The following is a 13,007-nucleotide window of genomic DNA, read 5'->3' on the forward strand; positions in this document are numbered from 1 at the left end:
GCGGATGAACGCTTCCGGCTCCTCCGGGTCAAGAGCGGATGAACCGCTTCTCTGCGGGCAAAAAAACGAGACGGATCCATTGCGTTGAATCCGTCACGGTAAGTTATTGAAAATATTGGCTCCGCAGGTAGGACTCGAACCTACAACCCTTCGGTTAACAGCCGAATGCTCTGCCATTGAGCTACTGCGGAAGATGCGGCACGCCTTAGAGAAAGGCGAACCTTAAGGTTATGGGTTCCTCAAGGTGTTGTCAAGCGCGAGTTCAGCGTGCTTTTGCATAGTGAGGGTGTCGGTTAAACTTGTGGTTGGTGCGGGCTTTGCAGCGGCGATGCGAGGTGTGTCAGAAGGGCGGCAGAAGCGGCTTTTGACGTGCCGGAAAGGTGCCGGGCGGCGGCTCGAATATCGGCAATATGACCGTTGAACACGAATACATTCTGATACTGGATCTCGGCTCGCAATACACACAGTTGATCGCCCGGCGGATACGTGAACAGGGCGTTTATTGCGAGATACATCCGTTCCATTCTGCGGCTCAGGCTATCGCATCGCGGCGGCCGAAGGGCATCATTCTTTCGGGCGGGCCTTCGAGTGTGAGTGATGAAGGGGCACCGCGGATCGACACTTCGATCTACGAGGCGGCGGGCGTGCCGATCCTCGGCATCTGTTACGGAATGCAGCTTGTCGCGGTCGATCTCGGCGGCAGGAGCGAACCTGCGGCCCGTCGCGAATACGGCCATGCAAAGTTAAAAGTGCTGAGCGGCAAGACCGCGCTTTTCAGCAACCTGCCGTTCGAGCTGGATGTTTGGATGAGCCACGGCGATCACGTTACTGCGCTGCCGAAAGGTTTTGAGACAACAGCGACGACCGGCGATGTCATCACCGCGATGGAGAGTAATGAACGCGGCATATACTGCGTACAGTTCCATCCTGAGGTCAGCCATACGCCGCTCGGCAAAGAGATATTGCGAAATTTTGTTTTCGACATTTGCGGCTGTCGGGGCGATTGGACGCCTGCCGGCTTTCAACGCGAAGAGATCGACAAGATACGCGCTGAGGTCGGGCCGGATCAGAAAGTGATATGCGGGCTTTCCGGCGGCGTTGATTCGACGGTCGCGGCCGTGCTTGTACACGAGGCGATCGGCGAACGGCAGACGTGCATATTTGTCAACAACGGGCTTCTGCGTTATCGCGAATTTGAGGACACGCTCGCTCTTTACCGCGACAAACTGCACCTGAATGTCATCGGTGTCGATGCATCGCAGGATTTTTACAGCGTACTCGCCGGTGTCGAAGACCCTGAAAAGAAGCGAAAGGCGATCGGGGCAAAGTTCATCGATATATTTCAGGCTGAGGCAGATAAGGTCGGCGGTGCAAAGTGGCTCGTGCAAGGGACGCTCTATCCGGACGTTATCGAATCGGTCAGCCTGCGCGGCTCGTCCGTTACGATCAAATCGCACCACAACGTCGGCGGCCTGCCCGAAAAGATGGATCTGCGGCTGCTCGAGCCGCTCCGCGAGCTTTTCAAGGACGAGGTCCGGCTTATCGGCAAGACACTCAACATTCCCGATGAGATACTGCAGCGGCACCCGTTCCCCGGGCCGGGGCTTGCCGTTCGCATTCTCGGCGAGGTTACGCCTGAAAAGGTCGAACTGCTGCAAAAGGCTGACCGTATCTTTAACGAAGAGCTTAAGCGAAGCGGCGCATATAAGGATGTGTGGCAAGCATTTGCGGTGCTGCTGCCGATACATTCGGTCGGCGTAATGGGCGATTTCCGCACTTATGAAAAGACGATCGCTCTTCGCGCCGTTACCTCGACCGACGGCATGACGGCGGATTGGGCTCGGCTGCCGCACGAACTTCTCGCGGCGGTCTCCTCACGCATCACAAGCGAGGTGCGCGGCATCAACCGTGTCGTTTACGATATTTCATCAAAGCCGCCAAGTACGATCGAGTGGGAATAGGCTCGGCTACTCAGAGATAAAATCAACCGAGACCGCGCGTTCTGTAAGTTCGCGTCCCATATCAATGACCTTTAGATGCTCAGCGTGAGTGCTGTAACGGTCAAGAGCCGCGCGATCGGCAAAGACCGCGACCAGGCCGGTATCGAATGAACGGTCGAGGTGCAGGATGTCGGCGCCCGCATCGAGCGAGACGATCTCGGGGATCACGCCTTTCAACGCCTTCAAGGCAGCGATATGCCGTTGACGCTCTTCGACAGTGGCGTCCGGTTTGTATTTCCAGCAAACGATATGTGTCAGCATCATTACCTCACGCTATTTCTTTGCGGGCGACCATTTTATTAAGAATTCCGTAAACTTCTCGAGGTCGTACGTTGACTTGTATTCGAGCAGGGCCGTGTCTTGGGAATGAAGCAGCTTACCCTCGCTTTCCAAGACATACAGATGAGGGTAGCCGGCCGCGGGCGGATATATCGACAGAAAGGCCCGGTTCTCATTCTCAGGGCTGAAATTGACCTTTACCCAAACAAAATTCTCGTCGCGGAGTTTAGCCAGTTCCGGATGCTCGAAAAAGAACTTATCCATATGGACGCACCAGATACACCACTCGCCGCCGAGGTCGAGGATGATATTGCTGCCCGACACGGAAGCCTTTTCGACGGCAACGGCGAGGTCGGCGTTCGGGTCGCGCGTCGGGTCAAAGCGTTCACGGATGAACTCTGCGGCTTTTGCCTTCGGGATACGTTTGCCCTTCGCTTCGAAGCAGCTTTTGATTGAGCATTCGCTGCGGAGCCGAGCAGCAGCAGGCACAGTACCGAAATAGTGAGTTTATTCATACACCTTTGCTTCCTCACGGAATGCATCGTTCAAAAGCTTCCAGACTCGCGTAATGTGCCGCTCCTCGACACGGATGCTGCCGACCGAAAGCCGTATCGCGAAGCGGCCGTTAAGCTTGGTATGGGAGAGAAATGCTCCGCCCGAGGAGTTCACTCGTTCCAGGATCTTCCCGGTCAACGTGTCCTGCTGCTCATTGGTAAGCCCTTCTTTGCGGGTACGAAAACAGACCAATGCGAACGGCACGTCGGCAGCGAGTTCCCAATCGCTGCTTGCCTCGACCTTATCTGCCAGAAGCCTCGCGAGCCGGCAATGCTCACGCAGGCGTGCCTGCATCCCTTCAACACCGAAGTAGCGTATCGCGAACCAAAGCTTGAGCGCACGGAACCGACGGCCGAGTTGGATGCCGTAGTCCATACCGTTCTTTACGTTCGACAGATCGTTCGTCCGCAGATATTCCGGCACAAGCGAAAAGGCGGTTTTCAGAGCTTCGAGATCCCTGCAATACAGAACCGAGAGGTCGAACGGCGTAAACAGCCACTTGTGCGGATTCATCACGATCGAATCTGCACGCTCCCAACCCTTAAAATGCCCGCTCATCTCCGGCAAGATCGCCGCCGAACCCGCGTACGCCGCATCGACGTGCATCCAAATGCCGTACCGCTCGCAGATATCAGCGACGCGTTCCACGGGATCGACGCTTGATGTCGAGGTCGTGCCGATGGTCGGTATTACGCAAATTGGCTGATAGCCGTCAGCGAGATCGTCCTCGATCGCCTCCGCAAGCTTTTGAGGGATCATCCGGAAGGCCTCATCGCTCTCGATCTTTCGAAGCGATCGTGTGCCGAGGCCGAGTGTAATGACGCCTTTGTCGATCGATGAGTGAACATGTTCACTCGCGTAAACACGCATCAGCGGCACGTCATCACGCCCCGAAAGGCCCAGTTCACGGCTGTTCGAACACGCGCGTTCGCGGGCAGCGGCTACCGCATGCATTGTCGAGACCGATGCGGTGTCATAAATGATCCCTTCAAACGTTTCCGGCAGATGCGTCATTTGCCGAAGCCAGTCGAGGACGAGATCTTCAAGCTCGGCAGACGCGGGAGCGGCCCTCCAGAGCATCGCTTTCATATCGAAGGCCGCTGCGAACATATCTGCAAATATGCCGACGCTGCTTGCCGATGTCGAAAAGAAGCCGTGAAAGTTAGGGTGATTCCAATGCGTTACTGCGGGCATTATCAGCGTATCAACGTCGTCCAGCACGTCGCTGAAGTCCTCGCCTTTGTCGGGCGGAGCGGCAGGGAGCGCGTCTTTCAAACGGCCGTATTCGTTTTGTGAAAGAACGGGAAACTCTTCGATATGCTCGAAATACTCGGCAAGCCGCTCAACGAGCCGGTGGCCGTAGCGGCGAAACTCATCGGCGGGCATATCGCCGAACGGTGCATTGTTTGATGTCATTGTTTGCACCGGTGTCGAATGGCAGTCCTCAAAATTAAATCTCACACTCGACAGGACGGTTATTCCAAGTATAATATTGCCAACGATAATCTCGCCAACGACAATACGTGAGAACTGCCTGCGGCAGCCGGCGGCAACACAAGAAAACGGAACTGAATGAAATGCTGAAAGCGGCCCATGCGGGATGCCGAAGCGGAAGAGAATATGACAACTGAGTCAGCCGCCGAAGAACAAACTCGAGAAGGATTCATACGCGGCCTCGGGTTGCTTGATTCTACGATGATCGTCGCAGGTTCGATGATCGGGTCGGGCATTTTCATCGTATCCGCCGACATCGCACGGCAGGTCGGCTCGCCCGGCTGGCTGCTCGTGGTGTGGATCATTACGGGTATGCTAACCGTCGGAGCGGCTCTTTCGTACGGCGAACTTGCCGCGATGATGCCAAAGGCCGGCGGAATGTACGTTTATCTCAAGGAAGCGTATGCACCGTTTTGGGGCTTTCTCTACGGATGGACGCACTTTCTCGTGATCGGTACGGCGACCATCGCAGCCGTGGCCGTCGCCTTCGCACGCTTCTCGGGTATTCTGTTTCCTTCGATCTCCGAGACGAGCTACTTGATCGCACCTGTCCGTATCGGTTCGTCGAGTTACGCATTATCGCTCTCGACCGCGCAGCTCGTCGGCGTATTGATGATCGCACTTCTGACCTGGCTGAATACGCGCGGGCTAAAGCTCGGCAAGATCGTCCAGAATATCTTTACGTTCGCAAAGACCGGTTCGCTGATCGCGTTGATAGTGCTCGGAATAATTGTCGGTTTGTTTTGGTATCCCGATATTGCGGCGGCGAATTTCAGCGACCTCTGGACCGTCCGCGGTTCGCTCTCGAACGTGGACGAAGGCAGCCTGACGGCGGTTTCCGCATTCGGTCTTTTTGTCGCCATCTGTGTCGCCCAAACGAACTCTCTGTTTTCAGCCGATGCGTGGCACAACGTAACGTTCACTGCCGGCGAGGTTCAGAACCCGAAACGCAACTTGCCGCTTTCACTGCTTTTTGGAACCGGCGGCGTGATCCTGCTTTACCTTTTGGCGAATATCGCCTACTTGGTTACGCTTCGTTTCGATTCGATCCAGGATATTTCCGTCAATCACAGCAGCCGTATCGGCTCGTTCACGGCCGATGTTATCTTTCCCGGATTCGGTGCAGCATTGATGGCTGTCGCGATCATGATCTCGACCTTCGGCTGCAACAACGGCTTGATACTTGCGGGGCCGCGTGCCTATTACGCAATGGCGAAGGACGGCCTTTTCTTTCAGGCGGTCGGGCGGCTGAACAAGTTCCATGTGCCTGCTTGGGGAATTGTCGTCCAAGGCATCTGGTCAGCATTTTACGTTCTGCCGCGTACGATAAAGACCGGAGCCGACGGTACTGTCAGTTACGGCAATCTCTATGGCGACCTGCTGACATACGTTATTTCATCCGCCTTGATCTTTTACATCTTGGCGATCGCGGCCGTTTTTGTGCTTCGCGTGAAACAACCTGATGCCGAACGTCCGTATAAAGCATTTGGATACCCCGTAATACCGGCACTCTATTGTGTCGGAGCGGCCGTCATCCTGGCAATTCTGTTCATTTATCAAACCACGGCGACGTGGCCCGGCCTGCTCATTGTTCTTACAGGCGTGCCGGTTTATTTCATTTGGAGGAGGTCGGCGGCAACTGAGCCGGCGTCCTAGGTCAATAACTTAATTTCGGAGGTTTCGATGTCACTTTTTGCGACCAAACCCATTTCGAGGATCATTGCCGAGGCTGAAGAGACCGGCGAGCACGCCCTTAAAAAGGCGTTAAGCGCGCTCGACCTTACGATGCTCGGTATCGGTGCCATTATCGGAACGGGCATCTTCGTTCTAACAGGCCAAGCGGCAGGTAAGCATGCCGGGCCTGCCGTGGTGATCTCCATGGTGCTGGCAGGCATCGTGAGCGCCTGTGCAGCACTTTGCTATTCAGAATTTGCAGCAACGATACCGATCTCGGGCTCGGCGTATGCGTATGGCTACGGCACTCTCGGCGAATTCGTCGCGTGGATCATAGGCTGGGATCTTATCCTCGAATATGCGTTTGGTGCGGCAACGGTAGCGGTCGGCTGGTCGGGCTATGTTGTCAGCTTTATGCGCGAGAACCTTGGCATACAGTTCCCTCTGGCGCTCAGTGCTCCGCCCGGAGCTATCGTGGACAGTTCCGGAAAAGTGATCGCCCAAGGCATCTTTAACCTGCCCGCCGCATTGATAGCTGTTGCGGTTACGCTGCTGTTGATACGCGGCATTAAAGAATCGGCCAGCTTTAACACGATCATCGTTATAGTCAAAGTGATCGTCGTCATCCTCTTCATTGTCGCCGGTGTCGGTTATGTGATGCCGGACAATATCTTTAATCCGCCGTGTCCTGATAATAACGCAGGCTGTACGCCCTTTATGCCGTTCGGCTTTAGCGGCATTATCACGGGTGCTGCGGTCATTTTCTTTGCCTACATCGGTTTTGATGCGGTCTCGACCGCCGCGCAGGAAGCAAAGAACCCGCAGCGTGATATGCCTCGCGGTATTCTCGGTTCGCTCGCGATCTGTACGGTGCTTTACATCCTCGTCTCGGGCGTTATGGTCGGCCTTGTTGACTATAAAGCTCTTAAGGAAGCGGCTGCGCCGCTCGCGGCTGCCATCGATCATGCACTGAATGCTAATCAAGGTGCGACCGAGGGCGTAATGGGCAAGATACTCGCGATCTTTTCGTCATGGATCATCAAGATCGGAGCTGTACTCGGCCTCAGCTCGACGATGGTCGTTATGACCATGGGACAGCCGCGTGTTTTCTATTCGATGTCCAAGGACGGGCTTCTGCCGCCATGGGCCGCAAAGATCCATCCCAAGTACCAAACGCCGCACATCACAACTATCATCACCGGCACCATCGTTGCGATACTTGCCGGCTTTGTCCCGATCAGCCTGCTCGGCGAACTCGTCAGCATCGGTACGCTGTTCGCATTCGTGATCGTCGGAACGGGCATCATCATCCTGCGTTCGTCGGCTCCGGCGCTCAAGCGGCCGTTCAAGGTTCCGTTCTCGCCGGTCGTGCCGATCATCACGGTCGTATCGGCCGCGTTCCTTATGAACAGCCTGCCGCTCGATACGTGGATCAGGCTTATCGACTGGATGGCGATCGGGCTTGTGATCTACTTCGGTTACAGCTATTCGCACAGCCGACTGGCGACCGAGGGTGCTGACCCCGATCCGCGGCCTGACAACTACAGGCCGCCTGTAGCAGCAATGATCGGTATCATGCTGGTCTTCATACTGACGCTTTGGCAGGTGCTGCAGCCGTCAGCGATGCTTGGCCTGGGGCTGAAGCCTGATGAGAAGGCAACCGACAATATTGCGCTGAATCTTTTCATCCGGCTGTTCGCATGGCTGCTTACGGGCGTACTTGTCTATGTGATGCTTTACGGTAAGAGCGACCGTGGCAGCCTTCGCAAGGCAAGCACGCAAAAGATCGGATTGATTGTCGCCATCCTCAATATCGTGGTTTGGGCAGGCATTACTTTCTGGTTCTTCCAGCATATTCACGGCAACTAGGCCTTTGGACAGACGGATCGGACGGAGGCCGCTCTTTCGAGGCGGCCTCCCTTATTTGAGGCTATTGTAAAGATCGAGCCAGGCTCGGCCGTTCGCATTGATCTCGAAATTGCGTTCTACAAAAGCACGGCATCTGCCGCGGTAAGCGGCATATTCGTCCTCAGGCAGCATTATCAGCCGATCGAGTATTGCGGCAAGCTCAACGGGCGAATTTTCGACCCAATAACCGATCTTTTCGGCGTCCAGTACAGCCCAGGGTGTGCCTTTCGAAGCGACAACTGGCGTATTCTGTGCGAGCGATTCGAGAACCACGACACCGAAATTCTCGCTCTCTGACGGCATAAAGGTCCAAGCTGCACCGGCAAGCAGACGCTGCTTTTCGCCGCCCTCGACCTGGCCGAGGAATTCGACGCGTCCCTCAATACCGAGCTTCGCCGAAAGCTGCCTGAGCTTTTCCTCATACGCCGCATCGCCTTTGCCCGCGACCTTGAGCTTTATCGTGCCGTTGCGGAAGTGTTCGGATCGTGCTGCTGCTTCAATGAGCTTATCCACGCCTTTTTTACGATCAAGCCTGCCGATAAAGAGCAAATAGGGTTCGTCATCCGTTTCGATAAGCGGCGGCATCTCGATCAGGTTCGGTATATGCACCACCGGCACATCAAATGTGAAATATCCCTTGATGTCAGCGACCTCTTTCTCGGCAGTCGCGTGAAAAACGGCATGACGCGCGATGAAATTACGATACATCCAGAGTATGGGCCGCTTGCGGCCCCGCGATCGTGTCAGGCCGTACTGCGAAAGCTCATCCCGCGGCGAGACGACCAGCTTTTTATGTAATATTCGCGCGGCGAGAGCCGACACTACGGCCGCGGGGAAGAAAACGGACGAGACCTGTACCACATCCGCACCTATCACCCCGCGGAGCGATCTCAACATCTGCACGAACGGGAAATAGGTGATCCGTGTACGCACATGCATCACGCAGCCTGCCTCGGTTTCGTTAAAGCGGTTGAGCCGTACTGGTGTATTCACGCCTTGATCGGTCGAGATGACGGTCGGTTCGATACCGTTCCGCTTTAGATATTTTGCGAGCCAATAGACCGAGTTCGCGGGGCCGCCCGCCTGCGAAGGAAAGAATACCTGAAGCGGGAAAAATACTTTCATTTCAGATGCCATTGATCTCGAGCCACTCGGCCAGCACGATCAAGTGCCAAAGCTCCGACCATCGTACACGCCCGTCAACGAACAGCTTCCATTTTGAGCGAAGCAGATCGGCATCGAGAATTTCGCGTCCGGCAAGCTGCTCGATACGCTCCTGACAGAAGGCACGCAACGGGCCGCGCATCCATTTTTCAAATGGAAGTACGAAGCCCATTTTCGGCCGATGCACGATCTCGGCGGGCAGCAGCGTACCGAGTGAATCGACAAGCAGGCCCTTAGGCGTCGAAGACAGTTTCATCGCATCCGGGACGCGGAGAACGTACTCAACAAGCTTGTCATCAAAGAATGGCTCGCGTACCTCGAGCGCCGACGCCATCGCGAATTGGTCGGTGTCGCGCAGCAGCAGATTTTGCGTATAACCGAGCAGCTCGGCAATGGTAAATTGGCTGAGCAGCGGGAAGTGTTCGATATCCTCGAGCCGCTCACGCAGCGTTCGCCCGATAAGCGGTTCGCGTACTGTGTTGCCGAGATACCGCTCAACGGTCCGCCGCGACAGCACCTGCCGTGTCATAGGATATACAGTTGCGATGTCGAATGACCTGACGGCCAACACATCTGACATACGCTGATATTTCGAACTTGCCGAAGCCGACAGCACTGCCGCCGCGGCCTTGCGTACAAAATGCGGCACTTTCGGCGTAATGCCGCTGCGTGTGCGAAGCCACTGCCCGAAATAATGATAGCCCGCAAAAAGCTCATCGCCGCCGACGCCCGATAACGCGACCCGCAGGCCGGCCTCGCGTGCCGCTTTTGAAACAACGTAGGTATTAAGTCCGTCGCCGCTCGGTGCATCGATCGCTTGAAGTGCCGCAGGAAGAGCGTTGAGAAAGTCGTCGGCACGCAGCTTTATACTCTGATGCTTTGTGTTGAAGCGCTTGGCGATAATGTCAGAGTAAGGCGATTCGTCATACTCCTTTTCATCAAACGTTACCGAGAATGTGCTTACCGGCTGTGTCGATACTTCGGACATCAGCGCGACGACCGCACTCGAATCAATACCGCCTGAAAGGAACGCTCCGAGCGGAACATCGCTGATCATTCGCCGCTCAACGGATGCGAGAAGCAGATCGAGAATATGCTTTCGCACCTCTTCGACGCTGATTTCAACCTCGGCCGTTGTTCGCTCGATACGCCAAAACGGCTGCGTCTCGATCTTGCCGGCTTTGACGAAAGCGAATTCGCCTGCGCCGATCTGATGTATGCCGTCGATGATCGTGTCGGGCGAATAGACCGACTGGAACATCACATATTCAGCAAGGGCAGCTCTGCTCAATTCGGCTTTGACGATGCCGGAAGCAAGTATCGCGCGTATCTCCGATGCAAAAACGAAAACGCCGTCAGGCGTCATTGCATAATAGAGCGGCTTTACGCCGAACCGGTCGCGTGCGATGAAGAGGGTCTTTTCGACATTGTCCCATACGGCGAGCGCGAACATACCCTTGAGCATCTGAAGGCACGCCGGCCCGTGTGCAATGTAGGCGGCAAGGACGGCCTCGGTGTCGCTCTCGGTCGTCCACGGATAGCCCTTGAGCTCGGCTTTAAGTTCGCGGTAGTTGTAGATCTCGCCGTTCAGGATGACAGCGTAACGGCCCGAAGCATCGAATAGCGGATGGTTGGCGTTCTCGGAAAGGTCGATGATCGAGAGGCGTCTGTGGCCGAGTGCGATCCGATCGTCCGTAAAGATGCCTTCTGCATCAGGGCCCCGATGCGCGAGGCGGTCCGTCATCGTGCGGATGCGGCGCGAAGCGTCCTCACGATCAGTCAACCCGACAATGCCTGCGATACCGCACATAAACTAAATATGATAACTGATAGCACAAAGGCCGTGCGCATCGGAACGCACGGCCTTTGACCTCAAACTCAATCCGAACTAAAAATTAAGGCCGTTCTGTTCCTCGCCGGGCTGCGGAGCATCTGCCTTCTCAACCACGTTTTGATAGATGGTGATATAGCCGCCGTCGCTCAAGCGTTTCTTGACCGAGGCGATATAGTCGGTGAAGATCGCCATGCGGCGGCTGTCGAGCATTTGCTCGCGAAGCGTGTCACGCTGCTTTGCGAACTCCGCGCTGTCGGCCTCAGTACGGCCGGTAACGCCGACGACATACCAGTTGTCACCGCTCTTGATGGGCGTTTTTGTAACATCGCCCGGCTTCATTGCATAGATCGCATCCTCGAGAGCTTCGCTGGTCGATGCCGATGAGCCTTCGCCAAGCGGCGAGCCGAGCACAAATGCTTTCTGATCCTTGACCTTCATACCCTTTGCACTTGCGGCGGCCGCCAATGCAGTTGCATTCGGAGCTCCGGCGGCTATCGCCTTTGCAATGTTCTCTATCTCGGCCTGAGCTTTTTCGAGTTTTACGACATCCGTGATCTGAGCCTTGACCTCGTCAAAATCGGCGTCACGCGGCTCTTTGCGGTCAGCCAGCATAGGTATCGCGAAGCCATTCTGGATCGGCGTCTTTTCGCCGACATCATTCACAGCCTCGAGCGTGGCAATGCCTTCCTCGAACTGCGGCGAGATGCCGATGCCCGGAATGTCATCGCCCGGCTTCACATACGCAGTTTCCTTTATCATCTCGGCGGGCTTCATATTCGCCTGCGGTGCAAATTCATCAGCTACCTTTTGGATATCCTTAGAGGCCTTAAGGGCATCGTCGGCCTTTTGTGCGAGTTCTGCGGCCGCTGCATACGCACGCCTGTTCCGCAAGCTTACCTCTATCTCTTTTTTCGCTTCCTCAAAGCTCTTCGGCACGGCCTCGCCGCGGCGGAGAATGAAGTAGCGGTTCTGATAAAGGATCGGTTCTGAAACCTCGCCCGGCTTCATTGCGATCAGCCGCTGGTAAGGATCTTCTTTCTTATTCGGATCTTCACGCACGGGACCGCGGAGTTTCCCGCCCAATGGGGCCGATACCCTATCTTCCGACTGGCCCTTTGCCATCTTTGCGAATTCTTCTTCGCTTACGGTGCCGTCGCTGCCCTTTGCCTTCAGCTCTTGGACGAGCTGTGCGGCCTTTGCCTGTACCTGCGTTTCAAGATCAGGGTTGGCGATACGCAGGACGATCTCTTGCCCAAGCACGCCCGCTATCTTCTTATCGGCAGGCAATGCGTCGTATTCCGCACGAAGATCCGCATCTGGTATCTGAAGCTTTTCGCCGAGCTTACTTATATTGATAAAAAGATATTTGATCTTCTTTTGCGGCGTATTTATGTAGTAGCTCGCCTTATTCTTATCAAAATAGGCGTGCAGTTCCTCATCGCTGGGCGTGATGGTCTTGGCAAGGTCGCTTGCATTGAGCGTAACGTACGAGATGTCGAACTTGGTGTTCTTACGCTGATAGTCGCTAAGTACCTCTGCATCCGAGACAGTAACGCCCGATGTGATGTAGGCATCAAGTTTTTTCGAGCTGATGTCGTCGCGCAGACTTTGTTCATAGGCGGCAACGCTGCCGAACTGCTCGCTCACATTCAGTTCATACTTCTCCTGATCGAACACCTTGCCCTCAGCAACGCCGGACTGCTTGCGTATCTCATCCGCAACTTCGCGGTCGCTCGCGGTCAGGCCGAGACGTGCGGCTTCGAGCCGGACGATGCGGCTGCCGATAAGCCCGTCGATGATACTTTTCGACGGGATCGAGCGGCCCTGCATATACTGAGCATAGTTCTGCTTCTGCCGCATCACTTCGCCGAGAGTTATCTTTTCGCCCGACACCTTTGCAATGGTTTCGGTACTTCGCAGCATACTCTCACTCGTTTGATTTCCTCCGGTGCCGCTGCCCCAAAAGATAAGGCTGACGACCATCAAAATGGAAAACAAAAGGAGGACGAAATTGCGTGTCCGCTCCAGACGGTTGAAGAACTTTAACATTTATAGATACCTGCAATGACCAAAAGGGCCGTCATTTGAGACAAATTGCG

At 55.4% G+C, this 13,007-nt stretch carries 9 protein-coding genes and 1 tRNA gene; 3 read left to right on the forward strand and 7 right to left on the reverse strand.

Features of this window, described 5'->3' with window-relative positions; all coding sequences use genetic code 11:
• Nucleotides 1-116: 116 nt before the first annotated feature.
• Nucleotides 117-191 (reverse strand) — tRNA-Asn (locus tag HS105_00635).
• A gap of 219 nt (nucleotides 192-410) precedes the next feature.
• Here HS105_00635 and guaA point away from each other — a divergent pair.
• Nucleotides 411-1,961: a glutamine-hydrolyzing GMP synthase gene (guaA, locus tag HS105_00640; protein ID MBE7515108.1), complete on the forward strand. Its 1,551-nt coding sequence runs from the start codon at nucleotides 411-413 to the stop codon at nucleotides 1,959-1,961.
• Between the two features lie 6 nt (nucleotides 1,962-1,967).
• On the opposite strand, the gene HS105_00645 is transcribed toward guaA, so the two are convergent.
• Genes HS105_00645 through HS105_00655 form a run of 3 tightly spaced genes read right to left on the reverse strand, consistent with a single transcriptional unit; the run spans nucleotide 1,968 to nucleotide 4,250 of the window.
• Nucleotides 1,968-2,264, reverse strand: coding sequence for a Dabb family protein (locus tag HS105_00645; protein ID MBE7515109.1), 297 nt, complete (start codon nucleotides 2,262-2,264; stop codon nucleotides 1,968-1,970).
• Between the two features lie 9 nt (nucleotides 2,265-2,273).
• Nucleotides 2,274-2,732 (reverse strand): thioredoxin family protein, encoded by a 459-nt coding sequence (locus HS105_00650; protein MBE7515110.1) that lies wholly within the window; start codon nucleotides 2,730-2,732, stop codon nucleotides 2,274-2,276.
• Nucleotides 2,733-2,786: 54 nt separating this feature from the next.
• Nucleotides 2,787-4,250 (reverse strand): amino acid decarboxylase, encoded by a 1,464-nt coding sequence (locus tag HS105_00655; GenBank protein MBE7515111.1) that lies wholly within the window; start codon nucleotides 4,248-4,250, stop codon nucleotides 2,787-2,789.
• A 204-nt stretch (nucleotides 4,251-4,454) separates the two neighbouring features.
• On the opposite strand from HS105_00655, the gene HS105_00660 reads away from it, so the two are divergent.
• Together HS105_00660 and HS105_00665 are read left to right on the forward strand one after the other, a co-directional pair.
• Nucleotides 4,455-5,984, forward strand: coding sequence for an amino acid permease (locus HS105_00660; GenBank protein ID MBE7515112.1), 1,530 nt, complete (start codon nucleotides 4,455-4,457; stop codon nucleotides 5,982-5,984).
• Nucleotides 5,985-6,011: 27 nt separating this feature from the next.
• Nucleotides 6,012-7,871 (forward strand): amino acid permease, encoded by a 1,860-nt coding sequence (locus tag HS105_00665; protein MBE7515113.1) that lies wholly within the window; start codon nucleotides 6,012-6,014, stop codon nucleotides 7,869-7,871.
• Between the two features lie 51 nt (nucleotides 7,872-7,922).
• Here HS105_00665 and HS105_00670 read toward each other — a convergent pair whose 3' ends face one another.
• The 3 genes from HS105_00670 to HS105_00680 form a co-directional block, all read right to left on the reverse strand.
• Nucleotides 7,923-9,035: a glycosyltransferase gene (locus HS105_00670; GenBank protein ID MBE7515114.1), complete on the reverse strand. Its 1,113-nt coding sequence runs from the start codon at nucleotides 9,033-9,035 to the stop codon at nucleotides 7,923-7,925.
• Between the two features lies 1 nt (nucleotide 9,036).
• Nucleotides 9,037-10,884 carry an asparagine synthase (glutamine-hydrolyzing) gene (gene asnB / locus HS105_00675; protein MBE7515115.1) on the reverse strand — a complete coding sequence of 616 codons (1,848 nt, stop codon included), beginning with the start codon at nucleotides 10,882-10,884 and terminating at the stop codon, nucleotides 9,037-9,039.
• A gap of 78 nt (nucleotides 10,885-10,962) precedes the next feature.
• A complete protein-coding gene (locus tag HS105_00680) occupies nucleotides 10,963-12,957 on the reverse strand; it encodes a SurA N-terminal domain-containing protein (protein ID MBE7515116.1) in 1,995 nt (664 codons plus the stop codon).
• Between the last annotated feature and the right edge of the window lie 50 nt (nucleotides 12,958-13,007).

Source organism: Chloracidobacterium sp. (assembly GCA_015075585.1).
Classification (GTDB): domain Bacteria; phylum Acidobacteriota; class Blastocatellia; order Pyrinomonadales; family Pyrinomonadaceae; genus OLB17.